This is a genomic window from Ancylobacter sp. WKF20, assembly GCF_029760895.1.
Classification (GTDB): Bacteria; Pseudomonadota; Alphaproteobacteria; order Rhizobiales; family Xanthobacteraceae; genus Ancylobacter.
In genome coordinates, this window is the sequence record NZ_CP121679.1 from 1,862,519 (window position 1) to 1,883,434 (window position 20,916).

The following is a 20,916-nucleotide window of genomic DNA, read 5'->3' on the forward strand; positions in this document are numbered from 1 at the left end:
GCAATCCGCTCCATATACGTGTCGCCCCTTTTCTCTCCGCCGGAACCCCCAACATGCCGCCCACCGCCCGCGTGATCGACGCCGATGCCGACCCCGCCCCGGCGGCACCCACGCTGAAGCACGTTCTGGTTCTGCTGAACGCGCGGGCGGGAACGCTGCTCGACAGGGGCGGCGAAGAGGTACGCAAGCTCGTCGAGCGTGAGCTCGGCAAGGAGGGCCGCACGCTCGACGTTCACCTGCTCAGCGGCAAGAACCTGCTGCGCGCCATCCGCGGGTCCGGCCGGGGCGAACACGACACGGTAATCGTCGGCGGGGGCGATGGCAGCGTCAGCCTCGCGGTCACCAGCCTCGATGGCTCGGACAAGACGCTCGGCATCCTGCCGCTCGGCACGCTCAACCTGCTGGCGCACGACATTGGCATGCCGATGGAACTGGAAGCGGCCCTTTCCGCGCTCGATGAGGCGCAGCCCGCCACGGTGGATCTCGCCACGCTCAACGGCAAGCTGTTCCACACCATTTCCGGCATGGGCTTCTTCAGCCAGATGGCGCGGGCCCGCGAGGCGGCCCGCAAGCTGAAGCTCTGGCGCTTCTTCGCGGTGGCGCTGGCGGCGTTCTATGCCATTCGCCGCTCTGGCCGCATGGAGCTCGACATCACCATCGACGGCACGAGCCACAGCTACAGTGCGTTCGCGGCGCTGGTGTCGGTGAACCGCTTTACCGGGCCGGGCTGGCGCCGGGCGCGGCTGGACGAGGGACTGCTGGAGATCCACATCGCCGAGGATCGCGGCGCCCTCGCCCTGCTCAAGGCGGGCGCCGACATGGTGACGGACAATTGGCGCGACAATCCCGGCATCGTCAGCCTGTCCGGCCGCACCATCACCGTCACCCGCCACAACCGCTCGCGCTCCTGGGTCTCCACGGACGGGGAACTGGATCGCGAGAAGATGCCGCTGGACTACAAGATCAACCCTGCCGCGCTGCGGCTGCTGATGCCGCCGCGCGCCAGCACCTGAGCGGGGTCCGCCCCGGCCGTCCGCGCGCTCAGCGTGGCTCGATCTCGTAGGTCACGTTCACGCTCGCGCGGATCTCGCTTTCGCCCGCCTCGACCGGCACGGCCTCCGCCTTCATCATCGCCGGCGCCGCCATCAGGCGCGGCATGGGCGGGGCGCTGGTGCCGTTGCTGGTGATGGACAGCACGCGCACCAGCCGCACGCCGGCCGCCGCGGCGATGGCGTCGGCCTGCTGGCGCGCCTCTTTCACCGCCGCCACGCGCGCGGCGTCCTGCAGCTTGGCGGGCTCGGCGATATCGAACGAGATGTCACCGATCTGGTTGGCGCCGCTAGTGACCACCTTGTCGAGCAGGTCGCCGAGGCGGGCGAGATCGCGCACCCGCACGGTCACGGTGTTGCGCACCTCATAGCCATTGATCTGCGGCGCATCCGGGCTGTCCTTCTTCGGCGGCGCGTAGCGCGGCTGCACCGAGAAGCCGGAGGTGGCGATGTCGCGCGCCTCGATGCCAGTCTCCTTGATGGCGGCGACCATCGCGGCGACCGCCCGCGTATTGGCATCCAGCGCCTCGCGCGCGGTCTTCGCTTCGCTCACCACACCGCTGGAGAAGCTCGCCATATCCGGCACCGCGCGCGAGACGCCCTCGCCGGTGACGGTCAGGACCGGACGGCGCGGCGACGGCGGCAGTTCCTGCGCGATGGCCGGCAGGAGACCGGCGAGCAGCGCGACGGCGCAGAACGGGGCGCGGGACAGACGCATAGAATACCCTCACGGAAGCAGCCGCTCACCATGACCAAGCGGCAGCGCGACTGCACCGCGCGAAGGCGGCGCCATTACGGCAGACCCGCGCAAGAACGGCGCGGACGCGCGCTTTCCGAGCAGCGACGATCTGGGTGAAGCGGTTTCGACGAAATATTTCGTAAGAATTTTCAAATTCGTCCGCAGCCGAGCGTGGGATCCCTCCAAGAACATGGTCGAGATTGGGCACCGCAGCGCTGCCTTGCGTAAGGGACCAGCAGCAAATTCATCGCAACAAAGGCCAAACCGTAACAGAACACCGCCAGGGCGCCCTTCAGGGTGACTGGATACCGATATTCGAAATTGCAACAACAGACAGCACCACAACTAGTGATACCAGAAATATCTGCCGTATATAATAGGAATCGAAATATTTTGCGACTCACAGAGTCATATGTGATACTTGTTTACTCAGTAAGCCGTATATGAACGACTAAATGATATCTAAAGCACGGAAATGCAATATGGGATTGTATTATGTACTTGCTGCCTTCTTTGTTGGATCATTTGTCGGCTTCTTTATTGGTGGATTCTCAGCGGGATCAAGAATCCTAAACATGTATGACGAGATAGCCGAACTTAAGTCTCGGATAATTTATCTCGAAAACGATACCCAGAGTGACGTTTCAACACAGACACGATAGGGCCATGAAAGCAGATGAACTCGTCATCCTGAGACACAAATGGCAACTGACTCAGGAAGAACTTGCGCGGCGCTTGGGATTGGGACGGCGTGCCCTCATAGAACTGGAGATGGGACGGCGCCCTATCAGGAGATCGCATGTATTGGCACTGGAGCGGATCAGTCTGGACATGACCATCATCCACAATGACATGACCATGCTGATGCCCAACGTTCGCTACGCGGTGAACTACGTTGCTTCGGAACCTGAAGCACACCGCTAACAGCTGCTCAGTGCATAAAATGCACTGATGTATTGACCAAATAATCCTGATGCCCCCGTTCGGTGATGCGGGCCCGACGGGAGCCTTACAGGGGGAATGGCGAGGCGTGGGACCGAGGTGTCGGCCACGCGGTCTCCCTTTGCAACGACAGATCGACGGTACAGCGGACGGCGCCCTCGCCACCGATCGATCTCGCATGCCCTCCGCTACGACAGGTTCACACAAGTTAGGCCAGGCATATCGGTAGTCGCGGCAAGCCGAAACGCGGCCAACGCCGCGGGGCGAACCGCAATCCTAGCCTCGGTCGGAACAATTACTTCCAATTTGAACACAACTCCACGTAGGCAACGGGACTACACAACTATCATGAAGCACATCATCATCGCTCTCCTCCTGAGCCTTGGCATGGCTCTTCCGGCTTCCGCCCAGTATTACGGTGGCGCCAGCTGGGGTGACTGGAACATGATTCCGCAGCGCTCCAATGGCGACCAGGTTTTCAATCAGGCCAGCCAGTCCGGCGCTCTGGAGATCTGGCATCACAAGGGCGGCACCGAGCTCGACAGCATGCAGCTCCGCGCGTCCATCGGGAAGCGTCAGGTCGAACTGACCGGCGTGTGCGAATCGGGCTGCGGCCTCGTCGTGCTCTCTCTGCCCAAGAATCAGGTCTGCATTGGTCGTTCGGCCGAGATCGCGCTCCACGCCACCCGTCCGGTGGACGGTCTGCGCGGTGACAAGGCCGCCTGGGCGCTCGCCGACTCCCAGACCCGCGCCAACTACGCCTCGCTGCCCGGCTGGGCGCGTGAGAAGGCGCGTGCTGCCTTCGCGCCGCAGTCTCGCGACTGGGTGGTCTTCTCCCGCGGCGAGCTGATCGCTGCCGGCTACAAGCCCTGCAGCGGCAAGTGAACTAGCCTCGCGCCATCATCGAAAGGCGCGACGCTTTCCTAACGGGCCGGCCGCCCTCCCCTTCATGGCGGTCCTGTCTCTCCTGACTTCCGCGGCATCCTCCCGCCGCGGCCGTCTGAACCGCCGCCCCCTGCGGTTCGGGCACCACTTGCGCCGGCACCCGGTTCGACTGGGGGCCGGCGTCACTTTTTGCGGGACCTCAGGCCGGGGTCACCCGCCAGATGCAGTCGCCGACATCGTCGACCACCAAGAGCCCGCCGCGCTTGTCCACCAGCACTCCGACCGGCCGGCCGAGTGCCTTCCCGTCCACGCGGAAGTCGCCGAGAATCTCTTCCGGCGGACCCGCTGGCTTCCCATCCGCGAAGGGCACGAAGATCACCCGGTAGCCCGAGGGCGGGTTGCGGTTCCACGATCCGTGCTGGCCAATGAACACACCATTGCGGAAGCGCGCGCCGAAGCGGTCATCATCGACGAAGGTGAGGCCGAGCGAGGCGGTGTGGCAGCCCAGCGCATAGTCCGGCTTCAGCGCCTTGGCGACGAGATCGGGCCGCTGCGGCGTCACGCGCTCATCGACGATCTGCCCCCAATAGCTGTAGGGCCAGCCATAGAAGGCGCCGTCCTTCACCGAGGTCATGTAGTCGGGCACCAGATCGTCGCCGATCTCGTCGCGCTCGTTCACGCTGGTCCAGAGCTCGCCCGTCACCGGGTTCCAGTCCATGCCGACGGGGTTGCGCAGGCCGCCCGCGAAGATGCGTACTGATCCGGTGGCGATGTCCACTTCGAGGATGGCCGCGCGGTTCTCCTCCTCATGCATGCCGAACTCGCCGACATTGGAATTGGAGCCGACACCGACATAGAGCTTGGTGCCCGCCTTGTTGGCGACCATGCTCTTGGTCCAGTGGTGGTTGCGCCCCGTCGGCAGGTCGCAGATCTTCACCGGCGCGGCGGTGATGCGCGTCGCGCCCGGCTCGTAGGGGAAGCGCACCACGCTGTCGGCATTGGCGACATAGAACTGGTCGCCGATCAGCACCATGCCGAAGGGCGAGGTGAGGTTCTCGAGGAAGGGCGTGCGGATCTCCGCCACACCATCTCCGTCGGCGTCGCGCAACAGGGTGATGCGGTTCGCGCTCGCCACGCCGGAGCCCGCGCGGACCAGCACGAAACCCATGGCCCACCAGCGCAGGCTGAACAGGTTCTTCGGCGTCGGCGGCGCGGCGGTCTCGGCCACCAGAATATCGCCGTTGGGCAGTTCATAGACCCAGCGCGGATGCTCGAAATTCTCGGCGAAAGCCTTCACCGTGAAGCCCGGCGCCGGGCGCGGCGTGCGGCCCTTGGGCCAGCCGACCGCCGGGGCGATCTTCATGATGGGAATGAGCGTCGGCTTGGGTTTGGGCAGATTGGGCGCGTCGCCATAGCCGGCGTTTTCCTCCAGCACCGGCGCACGGCGCAGATCGGTGAGGAAATGCGCGACCCCGGTGACGCAGGCACCGAGAAAGCCGCTGATCTTGACGTAATTGGCCATGGTCGCTCCACCTGTCGGGATGCGCCATCTGAGCCAGACCATGGCGTGCGCGCAACTCCCCTTTGGTGGAGGGGGTGCACGCAGCGGGAGGTAATCGGGGGAAAACCGCAGGTGGATATCGGCCTCGCGCGCGTCAGGGCAGACGCGCGGCGAGGTCGACGCCGCCGTTCAGCCGCGCTTGCGGACGAACTCGGTGCGCAGCACCAGCCCCTTGATCGCCTCGTGGCGGCAATCGATCTCTTCCGGGTTATCGGTCAGGCGGATGGTCTTGATGACCGTGCCCTGCTTCAGGGTCTGTCCGGCGCCCTTCACCTTCAGATCCTTGATGAGGACCACCGAGTCGCCATCGGCCAGCAGGTTGCCCGAGGCGTCCCGCACCTCGCGCGCCGCAGCGGCGGCCGCCTTCAGCTCGGAAGCCGGGCGCCACTCGCCGGTCGCCTCGTCATAGACATAGTCATCATCATCGCCGGCCATGGTCGCCTCTACGTTCGGGTGAAGGCTTCACAGCCGGAGGACCGGGCGGGGCTTTCCAGCTCCGCCCGGCAAGGATCATGTCCGTATCACGGAAGCTGGCGCACCGCGCCCTTGGCGGCGCTGGTGGCCAGCGCAGCATAGGCCTTGAGCGCCGTCGTCACATTGCGCTTGCGCGGCGCGGCGGGCGCCCAGCCCTTGGCCTCCTGCGCGGCGCGGCGGGCGGCAAGCTCCTCATCCGCCACCGCAAGATGAATGCGGCGGTTGGGGATGTCGATCTCGATCGTGTCGCCCTCATGGACGAGGCCGATCGTGCCGCCTTCCGCCGCTTCCGGCGAGACATGGCCGATGGACAAGCCCGAGGAGCCGCCGGAGAAGCGCCCGTCGGTGATGAGCGCGCACTGCTTGCCGAGGCCTTTCGACTTCAGATAGCTGGTCGGGTAGAGCATTTCCTGCATGCCCGGCCCGCCGCGCGGCCCCTCATAGCGGATCAGCACGATCTCGCCCGGCTTCACCCGGTTGCCGAGAATGGCCGAGACGGCATCGTCCTGGCTCTCGAACACGCGGGCCGTGCCGGTGAAGGTGAGGATGCTCTCATCCACGCCCGCCGTCTTCACGATGCAGCCATCCTCGGCGAGGTTGCCGAACAGCACGGCGAGGCCGCCATCCTTGGAGAAGGCATGCTCGGCGCTGCGGATCACGCCGGTCTCGCGGTTCGTGTCGACGTCGTCGTAGCGCTCCGACTGGGAAAAGGCGACCTGCGTCGGCACGCCGCCCGGCGCGGCGCGGAAGAAGTCATGCACGGCGGCGCTGCTGGTGCGCTTGACGTCCCAGTGCTCCAGCGCGGCGCCGAGCGTCGGGGCGTGGACGGAGCCGACCGAGGTGTCGAGCAGCCCGGCCCGGTCCAGCTCACCGAGAATGCCCATGATGCCGCCGGCGCGGTGGACGTCTTCCATGTGCACGTCGCCCACAGCCGGGGCGACCTTGCACAGCACCGGCACGCGGCGCGACAGCCGGTCAATGTCGGTCATGGTGAAGGGCACCTCGCCCTCATGGGCGGCGGCCAGCAGATGCAGAACCGTGTTGGTCGAGCCGCCCATGGCGATGTCGAGCGTCATCGCGTTCTCGAAGGCGGCGAAAGTGGCGATGGAGCGCGGCAGCACGCCGGCATCGTCCTGCTCGTAATAGCGGCGGGCGAGATCGACCACGAGATGGCCGGCCTCGACGAACAGGCGCTTGCGGTCCGCATGGGTGGCGAGCGTCGAGCCATTGCCGGGAAGCGACAGGCCGAGCGCCTCGGTCAGGCAGTTCATCGAATTGGCGGTGAACATGCCCGAGCAGGAACCGCAGGTCGGGCAGGCCGAGCGCTCGATGGCCTTCACATCCTCGTCGGAGATGCGGTCGTCGGCCGCCGCCACCATGGCATCGACGAGATCGAGCGCCTTGGCCTTGCCGTTCAGCACCACCTTGCCCGCTTCCATCGGCCCACCGGAGACGAAGACGGTCGGGATGTTGAGGCGCAGCGACGCCATCAGCATGCCCGGGGTGATCTTGTCGCAATTGGAGATGCAGACCATGGCGTCGGCGCAATGGGCGTTGACCATGTACTCCACGCTGTCGGCGATCAGCTCGCGCGAGGGCAGCGAATAGAGCATGCCGTCATGGCCCATGGCGATGCCGTCATCGACCGCAATGGTGTTGAACTCCTTGGCCACACCGCCGGCGGCCTCGATCTCACGCGCCACCATCTGACCGAGGTCTTTCAGGTGCACATGGCCCGGCACGAACTGGGTGAAGGAGTTCACCACCGCGATGATCGGCTTGCCGAAGTCGCTGTCCTTCATGCCGGTGGCGCGCCAGAGGCCGCGCGCGCCGGCCATGTTGCGGCCATGGGTGGTGGTACGGGAGCGATAAGCGGGCATGGAATTTCTCCAAACTTCTTGGCCGGGCTTATGCGCCGAGCCTCCCGGTCGCGCAAGATTTTCTCGCACGACGCGCGTCGCGCCGCCTTACAGGACCACCGGCCGGTTCGGCAGTTCGTCCGTGTCGCCCGGAACGCTGGGAATGTGCAAGGCGAGCAGCCGCCCGGCTTCCGCCACGCCCGCCTCGATGCCATCGACCAGCCGCCCCTCACGCGCGCCGGCGAGCACGCGGGCGCACACATCCTCCCAGGCGGCGGTCCCCACCTTGGCGTGAATGGCCTCATCGGCCACCACTTCGACCCGATGCTCCAGCAGGGCGACGAAAATCAGAACCCCCGTGCGATGGCGGGTCTGATGGATGCCGAAGCTGAGAAAATGATCGAGCGCCGCGTGGCGGGCGGCGGCGCGCTCCAGCGCCGCCGGCACGCAGCGCCGGCCGAGCGGCGTCAGCGCGAGCAGGGCGCCCAGCACCAGAAAGAAAATACCCTGTATCACCAATAATTTGGCCACGTCGAGCGGCAGCAGGAAGGCGAGCGGCCAGGGCGCCAGCAGCGCGATCACCGCTGCCCAGAGCAGGGCGTGCGGGCCGTGGTCGATCAGCGGCCGCGTCGAGAGCACAACACGGATTTCACCCGCCGTCCCCCTCTCCGCTCGCGCCACCGCCGCGGCGATGCGGGACTGACCCTCCACGCTCAGCAACGCCCCCTCCTCCGCCGCCATCACCAGCTCCCCGACGCCCCGCCACCACCGGAGGAGCCCCCTCCCCCGGAAAAACCGCCACCGCCACTCGACCAGCCGCCGCCACCGCCCGATCGGCTGTTCCATTCCCAGCCGCTCGCGGCGCCCGCCGCCACGCCGCGCCGACGACCACGAACGCCGCCCGAACGGATCTGGCGGATCATGACGAACAGGAAAAACCCGACCATGACCAGCACGATGAGGATGTTGAGCCAGTCCTCGACCGACAGCGCCGGCTCGGCCGCCTCCCGCGCCCGCGCCTCAGCCTCGGCGGGGTCCAGATTGAGGATTTCGAGGATGGCAGCCACGCCGCGGCTGATACCGCCGGCAAAATCGCCCGAGCGGAAAGCGGGCAGGATGGTGGTGCTGATGATGGTGCTTGCCACCGCATCCGGCAGCACGCCCTCAAGGCCATAGCCGACCTCAATGCGCACCTTGCGCTCATTGGGCGCCACCAGCAGCAGCACGCCGTTGTTCTTCTCGGCCTGCCCGATCTTCCAGTGGCGGAACAGACGGTTGGCGTAATCTTCCACCGAGGTGCCCTCAAGCGAGGGCACCGTCGCGACGACGAGCTGGTCGGTCGTCTTTTCCTGCTGCGCCGCCAGTTCCCCGTCGAGCCGGGCCAGCGTCGCCGCATCGAGAATGCCGGCCGCATCGACCACGCGACCGGTCAACACGGGAAAGCTCAGCTCGGCGCGGGCCGAAGCGACGAGTCCCCCCAGCGCCACCAGGGCGACCAGCAGCAGAGCGGGAAATCTGAACCGGAAGGAACGGACCATCTGGGTCAGCCCTCGGCGTTCAATTGAACTTCACCTTCGGCACCTGCATCTGCTCCTGCGAGACGGTGAAGGTCTCCATCGGCTTGTTGCCGCGGTAGAGCGTGTTGGCCCAGAGCACGCCGGGGAAGGTGCGCAGCTCGGTGTTATAGACCCGGACCGCCTCGATATAGTCGCGCCTCGCCACGGCGATGCGGTTCTCGGTGCCCTCGATCTGTGCCTGCAAGGCAAGGAAGTTCTGGTTGGATTTGAGGTCCGGGTACGCTTCGGCCACCGCGATCAGCCGCCCGAGCGCGCTGGAGAGCTGGCCCTGCGCGCTCTGGAACTGCTGGAATTTGGCGGGGTCGGTGATGGTGTCGGCGTCCACCTTGATCGAGGTCGCGTTGGCCCGCGCCTGCGTCACCTGGGTGAGCACGTCCTTTTCCTGCTGCGCATAGCCCTTGACCGTCTCCACGAGGTTCGGGATCAGGTCGGAGCGGCGCTGATACTGGTTGAGCACCTCGCTCCATGCGGCCTTGGCCCGCTCTTCCTCAGTCGGAATGGTATTGACGCCGCAGCCGGCGAGACCGAGCGCCATCATGGCGAGGAGAAAGGCGGCGCCGATCCGGCGCAGGGCGGAGGCGGGAAGTGTGGTCATGTCGGCAGCCCCATGAAACGCACCGCGCAGGCGGCACCGCCATCCTTATAGGCCGCCGCCGCCGCGCCGGCCATGCCGGCGTGACCGAACGACAGGCAGAGCGCGAGGGTTGCGAACGCGACGTCCACGGGCCTCTCCTCCCCCGGAAGGCCGGGGACAGGGCGAGCGGTCCTCGCGACCACGCCGCCGTGACGGCCCGGACCTTCGGGACCATGTGGACCGTGCCGTGCATTCGGTTGGCGCGGCAGACCGCCTTTGCTAACGTGCCGCCGCGCCCGCAGCGGGCGCCGGGGCCTGTAGCTCAATGGTTAGAGCCGACCGCTCATAACGGTCTGGTTGTAGGTTCGAGTCCTACCGGGCCCACCAGATTTTCCGAGGGGCTTTGATTTTCCATCGGTTTTTGCTCCTTTTGTCCCGCCGTTCGGCGAGACTGGTGAAAGTGGGACAATCGGACGGGCCGCCATAGCGTCAAGCCGGGCGAAGGCGTTCGCGGCCATAAGCTTGCGCTGCGCTTTGCGGACGTAGATTTCGGCCGTCTCCAGCTTCGACCAGCCGAACACGGCGCACAGTTCGGAAGCCGTAGCCCCGCTTTCGGCGAGGATCGTCGCCGCCGCCTTACGGACGCCATGGGCCGAGCAATGCGGCAGACCAGCCTCATTGCACCAGTCACGGAAGCGGTTGCCGAAACTCTCCTTCGTGTAGGGCTTCCCGTGTGCCGACACGACGAAGGAGCGCTCGCCAATGGGCGTGGCGGCAATGATCTTGCACAGTTCGGCGCGCACGGGGATTTCGATCCGCACGGGGCGCCGGTTGCGATTCTTCTCCTGTGTGAACGCGAAGTATCCGCCTTCAACGTGCTGCGGCCCAAGCGCATAGATGTCGCCGCGCCGCCCGCCTGTGTGGAGTAGGAGCGCCAGCGCCAGCCGCGCCATGCTGCCGATCGGGTGCGCGATCTCGAACCGCCGCACCTCTTCCACCGTCCAGGCGTGGAACCCCTCGCTCGATGTGTTGATCTTGCCAATGCCAGCCGCTGGGTTTGCCTTCAGCAAGCCCTCAAGCACGCACCAGGCGAAGAATGCTTTAAGGTACTTCACCAGCTTGTCGGCGGCGCCGGGCGTCTGCCGGCGTTTGTCCCGGCTCTTCTCAATGTCGCTACGGCGGAAAGCGGCCAGCGGGAGCGGCCCGGCGTTGACTGCGTACCGGTCGAGCACGCTGCGCTTGTCGCGCTGCGTCGCGGACTCATGGCCCTTGAAGAGCGAGGACGCATAATAGCGGTTCAATGCCCACTGAAAGCTGCCATCGGGCACTCGCTCCAGCTTTGGCCGGCCATCCTCAGGAACGCCGCGCAGAGCGCGGAAATATGCCGCCACGAAGGCGTCAGAGAGTGAGCCATCCTCATTGAGCGCGGCGCGGATGCGCACCTTCTTGCGGCCTGGAACCCGGACATACCAGCGCACATTTCCGCGCGCGTCGGTGTCGGGGCTCAGATGTCGGAGCTTGATCTCGGCCATCAGAGCACGCGGCCATCGAGAGGATTATGCGCGAGGGGGGCCTCGCGGAGCGCCTGCCAATGGTCGTGGATCGCCTGCACGTCCCAAAGCATGATTGCACCGATCTTAAGGCCGGCCGGCATCTTGCCTTCGGCCACCCAATTATCGAAGGTCGACGGGGACACGCTCAGGCTGGCGGCCGCCTCATCCCGGCGGAGGGCGAAGCGCGGCAGCGTCTGTTGCCTCAGGGAACGGGCGCTCAACGAACTACTCCCCTACTCCAATCTTGAGCCTGTCGAGCGCCTTGCGCTCGATGATCAGCGGCGATGTTCGGCCACCGGAGAAACCATGCTTGGCCGGGAGCTTTCCCTCGGCCACCATTTTCGTGACGGTGCGCCGCGAGCAACCCAACTCGTGCGCAATGGCCTTGGCGCCGCGGATGAAGGAGGGCTCGCTGGACATCAAATCCCCTCTCATCGATCCGAGATGCCCGAGCTGCGATGCTGGATAACCGCATCGAAGCCATTGCGGATGGCGAGACTGATATTGACGCGGGTGGCGCTCACGGCTTTGCCGCGGGCCAGAAAGTACTCTGCCTCGATCTTGGCACCCGCGCGCTTCCATGCCTCAATCGCCTCCTCACTGGCCGGCCTTACGCCGATCGGGGGCAGCTCATCGCTTAAGGGAATGACGTTCACACCTGACGAGCCGCGCTCCCAGCCCGCAATCCGGTAGGCGGCAGAGACGTCACTCGGCTCAGCGCTGAACGGGCTAACAAAATTCGGCATGTCGTAGTTGCCGAAGAAAACGAAGCGTCGGTCGATGATCTCAACGAACATATCGCCTCGACAGATGGCGCCGGGGCGATAGTTGTTGGAGTGCTCACAGATGAACCCATAAAGCGCAAAACGGTCGCGGCCGGCGCCGTATTCACAACTTGGCAGATCCAACAGAAAAGGGTGCGTCGACAGCATCGGCTCGGCGAGGTCATCGAGCCGTTCGGGGATATGGCCATAGATCGAGCAGAACTCATCGGAGATCGCACCACCTAGGCGGGCGGCCGGCGTGAGTTCCAGGCCGGCGGAGAACAGTGCCCCGACGACAATCATCTGAGAGAGGCCTTTGGTCGTGTAAATTCGGGCGGAACCACGGCCCTTGTTATCGGACGGGGGAGCGAGTTTGCTCTTCACGAGCAGCTCAATGCCGGCCAGAGAAAGGCCAGAGGCAGCTGCAAGATCATCAGCTCGGAATCGCGGCGTCTCCATACGATGAAGCTACTTCGGCGTTTATCCGAAGTCAACTATTTCGGAGAAACGCCGAACCGCAGTCTTGGCGGGCTGGCAGATCGGCTGCTTCACTCTAGTCGTGCCCGTGAAACCCGGGGGGATCATCGTCTTCGGCCGGATCATCGTCCTCCCGGAAGTCATCCATCTCGGCAGGATCATCATCCTCCGCCGGGTCGTCAGCCTCGGGGAAATCATCGGCCTCAATGTCCGGATCCCCGTCGAGCTGGTCGAGCATAAAGATCAGCGACTCGATGGCGCGCTCAACGCGCTCGCGCAGGGCCAGACGTTCCACCATCACGAATTCGCGGGTGTGCGCGTTCATCGCCGCACCCATGGGGAGATCGAAGCCGCGCCTGGAGCCTGTGAGGACTCTTCAGTCCATCGGCGCAGGCTGGCGATCATGTCGACGGTGCCCCGCTTCTTGCGAACGATGACGACGCACACCTCGACGCATTCGTTGCAGATGATCTGATGGTTCGGCCCGGCGATAAGGCATTCGACGGCGTCGTTCTCCTTGCCGCAGAAGGTGCAGAGGTGGGGCACGAAGGGGCGGGACGCGCTCATGCCGCCCTCCCCTGCCGGCAGGCGGCTTCCAGCAGACGCTGCTCTCTGATCTTCACGTCAGCCACGACAACGGCGAGCACGTTCTCATCGAACCAGTCCGCCGACACGAGGCGCTCGCCGTAATGCCTGTTGTCGACAGTGAGCCGTATCTGCCCCTTGCCGGCGAGCACATTCGACGCCCGCCTGAGATCCCAGCTGCCGAAGGAGTTACCGACGAGATAGATGCCCTCGCCCTCATACTGCGTGCAGGCCCGCACCAGCACATAGTCCCAGCCGCCGCGCAACGTGGGCTCCATCGTGTCGCTCGGCACCCTCTCAAGCCGCAGATGTGGCGAAAGAAGAGCTTCGGTCGGCACCGCTTGTCCGAAAAGGTCGCCACTCATGCCGCCCCCCTGCCGAACCAGTCGTTGGAGGATCGGCTCTTGAGGCCGGCATCAAAGAGAGCGCTGAACGAATTAGCGGTGACAGACACCATGGCCATCCGGCCAGAGGAGAAAGTTCCATCGGGAAAGACCGTCGAGGCGAAAATCTCGGGATCCGGCAGATGCATGATCGGGTTCTGACTGGCGCCGGGATAGATCTCGGCCAGCGCCGCCTCGATCTCGCGCACCGCCCGTGCAATGCGTTCCCGCGGCGAGAGGGGCGCCGCAAATGGCGCTGGGGCTGCCGTGAGGGTGGCTATGCCCGCCGGCATTGTGACAAGTGCCGCGCCCAGACAAAGCGCCTGGCGCCGGCTGGGGATGCACTTCTCCTGTTCGCGATCATGGGTGCCCATGCGCGTGCTCCTGTGTTAGGAATGGATCAACAGTTTATGTTGATAGGTTGATCGACTAAGGTCGTCAACAGAAAATGTTGATTGAATGACGCCAGCTCAGAGCCGCGCGGCCCGCGCGCTTATAGAATGGACCCAGCCGCAACTCGCCTCGGCAGCGGGCCTTGGCCTGTCGACGGTCGTTGACTTTGAGAAAGCGCGTCGAGCTGTCTCGGAGGAGGCCATATCAGCTATCCAGCACGCGCTGGAGGAGGCTGGCGTCATATTCGTCGCCGAAAACGGCGAGGGACCTGGCGTGCGGTTGAGGAAGAGGAGTCGATAAGCCAAGCGGTTCCAGTCGGCTCGAACCACGCACTCAGGCTGCGCCCGTGCAACAATTCCTATCGAACGATAGTTACCCTTGAACGGCATCTCGACTTTGAAAAATGCAGGCGCTATCCATTCGTCTCAAAATACCGGGGAACCGATGTGCTTAAGAAATTGCGGATCGAGCGCTTCAAGTCGATCTACGAACAAGAGATCGATTTCGGAAAGGTTAATCTGCTCGTTGGCCCCAATGGATCCGGCAAGTCGAACCTCCTTGAGGCTCTTGGGATATTGGCTGCCGCCCTATCCTCGGGCATCGATCAGACTACTCTTGATTTGAAAGGCGTTCGCCTGTCTCTGCCGCATCTCTTCAAGTCGGCATTCAAAAACCATGACTTACCTAAAACTTTTAGGTTAGAAGCGGAATTTGAGAATGGTAGATATAATTGTAGTATCCGCTCTGGATTAGGGAGCCCATTTCTCGAATTTGCGTCAGAGGCACTTTATGATGGCGAACATCAGGTCTTTGGTCGAAGCGCCCATGGAGTTAGACTCCATTCAGTTGCAAATGACGTGCCAAGTTTCAATAAAGAGCTCGTGCCAAGCACCAGAAGTGTTTGGAGCGTCATCGATCCACTTGTAAAAATTTCGTCAGAATTACGCCGCGAACTCGATGAGTTCGCCCGATTTGCGATCTACGCTCCACAGACAGCCGTGATGCGCGGCCTCGCAATTGATCAACGAGTGGTAGAGCCGTTAGGGCTGACAGGATCTGGCTTAGCTAGCGCGCTCGCGACGGTCAAGCGTCAGAGCGAGGAGCACTTCTATAAACTAATGGAAATTATTTGGGAGCCTGGCTGGGCAGACAAGGTTTTGACGGGGCCATTCAATGCCGAAGTCGTTCCCACGCAGGTTCGCTCTGAAGGCCTCGTTCTGTATATTCGCGATCGCTTTATGAAGAACAATCGCAACATGCTGAGCGCGTACGATGCCAGCGAAGGCACCTTATATCTCATATTTGTGGCAACCTTGTTAGCCCATCATCTAACTCCACCTATTTTTGCGCTTGATAATATCGATGGAACACTGAATCCAAAACTTGTTAGAAAGCTATCGCGTCACGTACTTGACGCGGTTTGCGCACCCGATCGATCTGAGAAATCGCAGGCCTTCATGACCTCTCATCATCCATCGTCGCTCGACAGCTTTGACATTTTTGACGAGAATCATTGCATATTTGTTTGCAGTCGAGATCGGGCTGGCCCCGTTAGTGGGCGAACCAACATTAGAAAATTGCGGCCGCCAGCCAACACAACACGGGACGATTGGATTTTGAAGCACGGTGGGCGGAATCTTTCCGAATTAATGCTTAATGACAGAATCCCCGGTGTTCTCTGAATGTTGATCATTGGCCTTGTTGCTGAAGGAACGCATGATTTCATCATGCTTGACCCTTTTATTCGGCAGGAGCTTGAAGCAAGAACTGGACAACCAGTTAAGTTTAAGGCACTTCAGCCCATGCAGGACCAGACTGGCGCGATGACCAGTGGAGGATGGTCGAGGGTCGTCGCTTGGTGCAAAAGCAACGCGGGGAGTCGCATAGATACATTTTTTGAGCCGATATTCGAAGGTGATGAGGTTTGCAGTGCGATTGTTGTTCATCTTGACGGCGATGCACTCGAACTAATTGGAAGCCATACGACAGTCGCGATACCTTTACCAGTAAACGATGTCGCCACTAGAGTTTCTCTTTTAGTTGAGATACTTGAGAATTTACTGGCTGCGTCAGACTTGCGGAGATCGATGCTCGCATTTGCATTGCCCGTCCTTCAAACAGAGGCTTGGGTACTCGATGCCGAGGGCTCTGCATCGAATTGCGAGACTTTAGATGCTAAAGCTGAATTCAGAAAAAACTATGGCCCCCGTGAGCGAATAGTGCATCGCTACCAAGAAAGAGCGCAAGGGATCCAGGGGAGCGCATCCGCCGAAAACTGCCTTAGCTTTCAACATTTCAAGAGCGAATTGCGTAAATTGCCCCTGTGAAGGTGGGGCCGGAGAAGCAAGGCTTGCATCACCTTCATCCCTTGCCGAAAACACTATCAGCATCATCGAGACCGGGTGATGCCGGCGCGCTGCTGTAGTCGATAACCAGGGCCCTCAACGGCCCTGCCCCCCGAGAGAGGTTGAGCCCATAGCGCACCTCTATGGCACGGCCGATGTTTCCTCGGCCGATGACGTACTGCGCTACCCGCGCCTCCAGCTGCCGCCAGAGCACATCAACCTGCAGCGAGCCATCGGCGCCGGTCGAGACCTTCGCGTCCCCCCATAGCCTGCCGGGGCGTTGTAGTTGTTTACGGTCACACGCGGCGGGGCGGTGCCATTAGCGACTGGCACGCGCAACGACGACATCAGCACCGAGGGCGACGGCATGGAAACTGCTCCGCCGGAAGCATAACCCTTAAGGCCCGCCCGCATCGCGTCCAGTACGGCAGGCCCACCAGCGACCCGCACCGACTGCCGATCAAAGACATAATCACCACCACGCACCACGCCCGTCGGCGGGTAGTTGCCGCCGCGCCCGTGTAGCCGGCGCTCCCTAAGCCTGTGGCGCCGCTGAAGGCCGATGTGATCAGCGGCACAATGCGACGATTGTCGGAGACTGCTACCGTCCTCCAGTTGGGTTACACGAATCAGCTCCGAGCCCTTGGGCGGACGCGCTCGTGATACGCAGCGATATCTAGCCTCGGTCATGTTAATCAGTCGGCGGGAGACGCACATGCCCTGGAACCAGCAAGTCGGCAATCCCTCTGATTTTTCGGCGTAGGATCGCGTTGCAGCTCTTTTTGATCAGAATGGTGGCACCGCCGATTACGCCTTGTTTTTTCGCAGCCGTGGGGATCTCAAGCATGAGAACCTTCTTCTTTCTCCATCCCAGCCGCCTGAGCTCAAAAAATCAGCGGCATCTGGACCGGCGCACACGACGTCCGTGGGCGCGAATGGATGACGCTTGTGGCGGTAGCGCCTGCAGGTGCGTTCCGCATCAAGATCTGCGCTCGGAATTAGACGCCACCTGAAACGAACTGATTATGCTGCCGGCGATTGAATCCAATAATCCTGTCCGAGGCAGAAATGCATAGACTGTCAAATCTATTTCCAAGCGCCGGAAGCCTAGTTTCTCGCGTAAGAACGAATAATATTCTTAATCCAATTATATGGATAACTGTTGCGTTATCTTTAATTTTCTGCGTTTCAATCATTTTTGTAAACGAAGAATATGTAAGAATGACGCTTTTATGCTTTATTGGCGTAATGATAATGGCTGTAATTTTGGCTTATTTTATAATATATTTTCGAGATCCGGACCGACTTCATTCCGAAGAGCATACTCAAGCCATGACCAGAATGATGATCGGAAGCGATACCCGCCCACCCATCATGAATTCAAAATCAACTACAAACAACGGTCTCGAAATTCTGAGTCTCGATCATGAATAACTCTAATGACTACTACATCTACGCCCTACATGTAATACCGACAAACGATAACATTGCAGCACTACATCAATATCTTATGGATAGCGTAGATATACTTGGATACTGGAATAATCTTCCATACGCATTCTTTTTCAAATCATACCTCAGCTCGTCAGAGCTTGTTCCAAAATTTTCAAACGTGTTACACCGCTCAAATTTAATTATAAGTGAGATAAATCCACGTAATATGAATGGTTTACTTCCGGATGGCGCTTGGAATTGGTTCTATCTACCTGTAACTCCAAAGGAACAACGTCAGAATCAGAAGAGCGGCCTAGTTCACTTATTTGATTCAATCAATCACCCTCGCACCGGCAAAACTTGAATATATCAGTTAGCTGCCTAGTGCAGCGATTAATGTCGGCGCAGCTCCTTTGGATAAAATTGATCTGTTTCATGAATGGCTAAACGGGAGTTGGCATAGATTTTTATTCCGCCACACATTCCCATAGGACCGTAGTCCGCTCCACCCTCTCAAAGAGACCAAGCGCGCCTGCCGAAATCGAATGAAAGTACCGTGGCCGTACCAAATCAAAGAGATACGCATGTCTAGCGATGACACGGCACACGCCCGCGTATTATACGATACGTTTGCGCACCCGCTTAGTTACACCACTACAAAGATTAGAGTTTTATTTAATGAATTTGAAATAGGAACAGGTACAGGATTTATCGTGAACTTTGCCGGGCACTATGCAATGGTCACAAATTTGCACGTATTAAGCGGACGACACGCAATAACCGGCCAACCACTGCATAGAATGGGCAGCCTCCCTAACCGCATTTCATTTCATGTAACGGCATTCTCGAAGGAAAAGTCTTCATTAGGTTCATTTGAATCGCTTAATTTTAAGGAAATAATTGTTGATTTATATGATGATAAAAACAATCATATTTGGATCGACAGTGAAAATGCCAATCCCGTGGATGATTTTGCGCTTATTTACATTGACACAAAAAAATTGCACGATGATATAAATGGTTATGATTTAAAGTCAATATCGATTGGTGATGCTCTTTATATCAAGTCAGTAGATAAAGGAAATTTAGAAACTAATTCGTCCTTCGCCTTACTCACTAATCTACACCCTCCGGTAGGATCTGACGTTTTTGTGTTAGGCTACCCGAAAGGTCTGGAGTTGACAGGTGTGTTTCCAATTTGGAAACGGGCATCGATTGCTACAGAACCGCAATGCCCGGTAGCGTATGACGATATCGGGCGGCGAAATCTTTTCTATATCGACGGCAACACGAAGCCTGGCATGTCAGGCGCGCCAGTTATCTACATTACAAAGTCAGGCGTTCGGCTTGTCACGGATGAGGGCCACCCCGTCGATTGGACGCCTGGTGTACCAATACTGCTAGGAGTATATGCTGGGCGAGATGGCGTCACTCCGGACGAGCATGAACTATCTCTCGGCCGCGTCTGGAAAACCGCTAGCATCCGCAGCCTAATGCTGGAGGCGATCGGCCGACAACAGGCAGAGGCCAAAGGCTAATCATTCTACGGTCAATTTATTGGCAGAAATGGACAGCGCCCCGTATGGGCTCAGCAGGTTCATGGTCTTCTGATCAGTGAACTGGATTATGTCTAGCCGTCCCGCATGGTGTCCGCGCATACTCAGTAGCGATGGCCGTCAGGTCGCTAATGGTAATCAATCTTACCAACCAATCGCCAGATCACAGCACCATCATCTCCGGCGACCACTCCTCACTCTCATAGATGCTCGCCCCGCCCTCCGAAGAGGCACGCGCAACCGCCATGGCGCAGGCCACGGCGCCGTCGATGCGGTCCCGGCTCTTGCCTTTGTGGAACATGCGGTTGCCGGCGCTGTCGGTGTGGACGGCCACGTTGTCGAAGCACCAGCGCAGGACCGGGTGCCCACCATGTGAGACCTGACGGCCGACAATGGCCCGCTCCAACTCTTTCACGGCCGGCGCCATCGTCACCCAGCCTTGCCGCATCTCGACGGCCGGCAGGCCATCCTCGAGCAGGCTGTTCAGCATGTTGCGCGCGAGGTGCGGGTCGAAAGCGATCTCCTGCACCGCGAAACGGTCACAGAGGTCGCGGATCTTGTCCTCAACGGCGCGAAAGTCCACGACGTTGCCGGGCGTCGGGATGATGAAGCCCTGCTCCGCCCATGTGGGATAGGGCACGCCGTCCCGATCCGCCCGCAGGCGCAGATTGTCCTCGGGGCAGAAGAACCACGGATGCACGGCATAGCCGCCGGCATCATCGCGCCAGGCCGCCACGACACAGGTCAGGTCGTGATTGCTCGACAGATCGACACCCAGCCAGCACGGGGCATCGGCCAGCGCGTCGAGATCGACCAGTGCCGCACCCTCGTCATAGATCTCCATATCCACGAAGGGATCGGCGGAGTGATCGAGCCAGATATTGAGGTTGAGCTGGCGAAATGCCTCCCGGTCGCCGATGCGCCGCTGCCCCTCGCGCGCGAGCTGCCGCAAGCCCTCGATATCGGGATAGCCATGCACAAGGCCAGGGTTCACCCGATGCCAGACGGCTTCATCCGTCCAGTCGCAATCACGATCCGCCTCAAACAGGATCGGCAGGATGGACGGGTCATCCACCTCGCCGCGCGCCACACGGCGTGCATCTTCGATGATATCCCAGGCGATGTTTTCCTGCCCTCGCCCTGCTGTGGTCGCGATGACGAGCAGGGAACCCTTCTGCTTCACGAGGCCGGAGCGCAGCACGTCCCACAGGTCACGCTTCGGCCAGGCGTGCAGCTCATCGGCGAGCACAAAGGCCGGCGTGCGACCGTGCTGCGTCCCGGCATCGGCGGAGATCGCCTCATAGAAGGATCCGTCGCGGGGAAAGATGAGCTTGTTTCGATAGTCGACGACGCGGGTGTTTGCCGCGGCCTGCGGCACGGTGCGGACGATGCCCAGCGCCTCCGCATAGCCGAGCCGCGCTTGCTTGCGATCCGCCGCCGCCGAGATCACCTCGCCGCCCGACACCCGTTCGGGCCCAATGGTGTGAAGCAGGGCAAGGGCCGCAGCGAGCGAGGTTTTGCGGTTGCCGCGCGGCAGCAGCAGCACCACGGTCTTGACGATGCGGGTGCCATCTTCATGGCGCGGGCCATAAATGCGTCGCACGATGCGTTCCTGCCAGGGATCGAGCAGGAAGGGCCGGCCGGGCAAGGTGCTCTTGGGATGCTTGAGCATCCCCAGCCAACGTACCGCCCTCTCGCCGCATCCCCTCGGATCGGGGATCTCGCTGCCGTCGAAGATCCATTCGGGATAGGTCGAGCGCGCCATG

General features: G+C 61.4%; 23 protein-coding genes and 1 tRNA gene. 8 read left to right on the top strand and 16 right to left on the bottom strand.

Features of this window, described 5'->3' with window-relative positions; translation table 11 throughout:
- Positions 1 to 53 precede the first annotated feature (53 nt).
- Positions 54 to 1,013 carry a diacylglycerol kinase family protein gene (locus AncyloWKF20_RS08575; RefSeq protein ID WP_279317448.1) on the top strand — a complete coding sequence of 320 codons (960 nt, stop codon included), beginning with the start codon at positions 54 to 56 and terminating at the stop codon, positions 1,011 to 1,013.
- Positions 1,014 to 1,041: 28 nt separating this feature from the next.
- Here the strand turns inward: AncyloWKF20_RS08575 and AncyloWKF20_RS08580 are convergent, their stop codons facing one another.
- A complete protein-coding gene (locus AncyloWKF20_RS08580; protein WP_279317449.1) occupies positions 1,042 to 1,767 on the bottom strand; it encodes an SIMPL domain-containing protein in 726 nt (241 codons plus the stop codon).
- A gap of 687 nt (positions 1,768 to 2,454) precedes the next feature.
- On the opposite strand from AncyloWKF20_RS08580, the gene AncyloWKF20_RS08585 reads away from it, so the two are divergent.
- The gene (locus AncyloWKF20_RS08585) at positions 2,455 to 2,712 is read left to right on the top strand and encodes a helix-turn-helix transcriptional regulator (protein ID WP_279317450.1); all 258 of its coding nucleotides are present in this window, start codon (positions 2,455 to 2,457) and stop codon (positions 2,710 to 2,712) included.
- 366 nt (positions 2,713 to 3,078) lie between these two features.
- Positions 3,079 to 3,615, top strand: coding sequence for a hypothetical protein (locus AncyloWKF20_RS08590; protein ID WP_279317451.1), 537 nt, complete (start codon positions 3,079 to 3,081; stop codon positions 3,613 to 3,615).
- A 199-nt stretch (positions 3,616 to 3,814) separates the two neighbouring features.
- Here AncyloWKF20_RS08590 and AncyloWKF20_RS08595 read toward each other — a convergent pair whose 3' ends face one another.
- The 7 genes from AncyloWKF20_RS08595 to AncyloWKF20_RS08625 form a co-directional block, all read right to left on the bottom strand.
- Positions 3,815 to 5,137, bottom strand: a complete 1,323-nt coding sequence (locus AncyloWKF20_RS08595) for a sorbosone dehydrogenase family protein (protein ID WP_279317452.1) — start codon at positions 5,135 to 5,137, stop codon at positions 3,815 to 3,817.
- A 168-nt stretch (positions 5,138 to 5,305) separates the two neighbouring features.
- Positions 5,306 to 5,611 (bottom strand): alkylphosphonate utilization protein, encoded by a 306-nt coding sequence (locus AncyloWKF20_RS08600; RefSeq protein WP_279317453.1) that lies wholly within the window; start codon positions 5,609 to 5,611, stop codon positions 5,306 to 5,308.
- Positions 5,612 to 5,697: 86 nt separating this feature from the next.
- Positions 5,698 to 7,530, bottom strand: coding sequence for a dihydroxy-acid dehydratase (ilvD, locus tag AncyloWKF20_RS08605; protein ID WP_279317454.1), 1,833 nt, complete (start codon positions 7,528 to 7,530; stop codon positions 5,698 to 5,700).
- A gap of 87 nt (positions 7,531 to 7,617) precedes the next feature.
- Positions 7,618 to 8,250 (bottom strand): hypothetical protein, encoded by a 633-nt coding sequence (locus AncyloWKF20_RS08610; RefSeq protein ID WP_279317455.1) that lies wholly within the window; start codon positions 8,248 to 8,250, stop codon positions 7,618 to 7,620.
- On the bottom strand, positions 8,250 to 9,047 hold the full coding sequence (locus AncyloWKF20_RS08615) for a TPM domain-containing protein (protein WP_279317456.1): 798 nt from the start codon (positions 9,045 to 9,047) through the stop codon (positions 8,250 to 8,252). Before AncyloWKF20_RS08615 ends, AncyloWKF20_RS08610 begins: the two co-directional genes overlap by 1 nt.
- 19 nt (positions 9,048 to 9,066) lie before the next feature.
- A complete protein-coding gene (locus AncyloWKF20_RS08620) occupies positions 9,067 to 9,681 on the bottom strand; it encodes a LemA family protein (RefSeq protein ID WP_267581848.1) in 615 nt (204 codons plus the stop codon).
- The gene (locus AncyloWKF20_RS08625; protein ID WP_279317457.1) at positions 9,678 to 9,809 is read right to left on the bottom strand and encodes a hypothetical protein; all 132 of its coding nucleotides are present in this window, start codon (positions 9,807 to 9,809) and stop codon (positions 9,678 to 9,680) included. Before AncyloWKF20_RS08625 ends, AncyloWKF20_RS08620 begins: the two co-directional genes overlap by 4 nt.
- A 162-nt stretch (positions 9,810 to 9,971) precedes the next feature.
- Here AncyloWKF20_RS08625 and AncyloWKF20_RS08630 point away from each other — a divergent pair.
- Positions 9,972 to 10,047, top strand: a tRNA-Ile gene (locus tag AncyloWKF20_RS08630).
- Between the two features lie 272 nt (positions 10,048 to 10,319).
- The gene (locus AncyloWKF20_RS08635) at positions 10,320 to 10,589 is read left to right on the top strand and encodes a hypothetical protein (RefSeq protein WP_279317458.1); all 270 of its coding nucleotides are present in this window, start codon (positions 10,320 to 10,322) and stop codon (positions 10,587 to 10,589) included.
- 602 nt (positions 10,590 to 11,191) lie between these two features.
- Here the strand turns inward: AncyloWKF20_RS08635 and AncyloWKF20_RS08640 are convergent.
- The 7 genes from AncyloWKF20_RS08640 to AncyloWKF20_RS08670 all read right to left on the bottom strand — a co-directional run bounded on the left by AncyloWKF20_RS08640 (position 11,192) and on the right by AncyloWKF20_RS08670 (position 13,796).
- Positions 11,192 to 11,434, bottom strand: coding sequence for a hypothetical protein (locus AncyloWKF20_RS08640; RefSeq protein WP_279317459.1), 243 nt, complete (start codon positions 11,432 to 11,434; stop codon positions 11,192 to 11,194).
- A gap of 4 nt (positions 11,435 to 11,438) precedes the next feature.
- Entirely contained in the window at positions 11,439 to 11,633 is a 195-nt protein-coding gene (locus tag AncyloWKF20_RS08645) for a helix-turn-helix domain-containing protein (RefSeq protein ID WP_279317460.1), read from the bottom strand.
- An 11-nt stretch (positions 11,634 to 11,644) separates the two neighbouring features.
- The gene (locus AncyloWKF20_RS08650; RefSeq protein ID WP_279317461.1) at positions 11,645 to 12,361 is read right to left on the bottom strand and encodes a hypothetical protein; all 717 of its coding nucleotides are present in this window, start codon (positions 12,359 to 12,361) and stop codon (positions 11,645 to 11,647) included.
- A gap of 169 nt (positions 12,362 to 12,530) precedes the next feature.
- Positions 12,531 to 12,779, bottom strand: coding sequence for a hypothetical protein (locus AncyloWKF20_RS08655; RefSeq protein WP_279317462.1), 249 nt, complete (start codon positions 12,777 to 12,779; stop codon positions 12,531 to 12,533).
- Positions 12,776 to 13,021 carry a ClpX C4-type zinc finger protein gene (locus AncyloWKF20_RS08660; protein WP_279317463.1) on the bottom strand — a complete coding sequence of 82 codons (246 nt, stop codon included), beginning with the start codon at positions 13,019 to 13,021 and terminating at the stop codon, positions 12,776 to 12,778. Before AncyloWKF20_RS08660 ends, AncyloWKF20_RS08655 begins: the two co-directional genes overlap by 4 nt.
- Complete coding sequence (locus tag AncyloWKF20_RS08665) at positions 13,018 to 13,317, bottom strand: hypothetical protein (RefSeq protein WP_279317464.1); 300 nt, start codon at positions 13,315 to 13,317, stop codon at positions 13,018 to 13,020. Before AncyloWKF20_RS08665 ends, AncyloWKF20_RS08660 begins: the two co-directional genes overlap by 4 nt.
- Positions 13,318 to 13,400: 83 nt before the next feature.
- Complete coding sequence (locus tag AncyloWKF20_RS08670; protein WP_279317465.1) at positions 13,401 to 13,796, bottom strand: hypothetical protein; 396 nt, start codon at positions 13,794 to 13,796, stop codon at positions 13,401 to 13,403.
- A gap of 465 nt (positions 13,797 to 14,261) precedes the next feature.
- On the opposite strand from AncyloWKF20_RS08670, the gene AncyloWKF20_RS08675 reads away from it, so the two are divergent.
- The 3 genes from AncyloWKF20_RS08675 to AncyloWKF20_RS08685 all read left to right on the top strand — a co-directional run bounded on the left by AncyloWKF20_RS08675 (position 14,262) and on the right by AncyloWKF20_RS08685 (position 19,132).
- On the top strand, positions 14,262 to 15,497 hold the full coding sequence (locus tag AncyloWKF20_RS08675) for an AAA family ATPase (protein WP_279317466.1): 1,236 nt from the start codon (positions 14,262 to 14,264) through the stop codon (positions 15,495 to 15,497).
- Positions 15,498 to 16,142, top strand: a complete 645-nt coding sequence (locus AncyloWKF20_RS08680) for a hypothetical protein (protein ID WP_279317467.1) — start codon at positions 15,498 to 15,500, stop codon at positions 16,140 to 16,142.
- Positions 16,143 to 18,178: 2,036 nt separating this feature from the next.
- On the top strand, positions 18,179 to 19,132 hold the full coding sequence (locus AncyloWKF20_RS08685; protein WP_279317468.1) for a trypsin-like peptidase domain-containing protein: 954 nt from the start codon (positions 18,179 to 18,181) through the stop codon (positions 19,130 to 19,132).
- Positions 19,133 to 19,313: 181 nt separating this feature from the next.
- Here the strand turns inward: AncyloWKF20_RS08685 and AncyloWKF20_RS08690 are convergent, their stop codons facing one another.
- Entirely contained in the window at positions 19,314 to 20,915 is a 1,602-nt protein-coding gene (locus AncyloWKF20_RS08690) for a terminase TerL endonuclease subunit (RefSeq protein WP_279317469.1), read from the bottom strand.
- Between the last annotated feature and the right edge of the window lies 1 nt (position 20,916).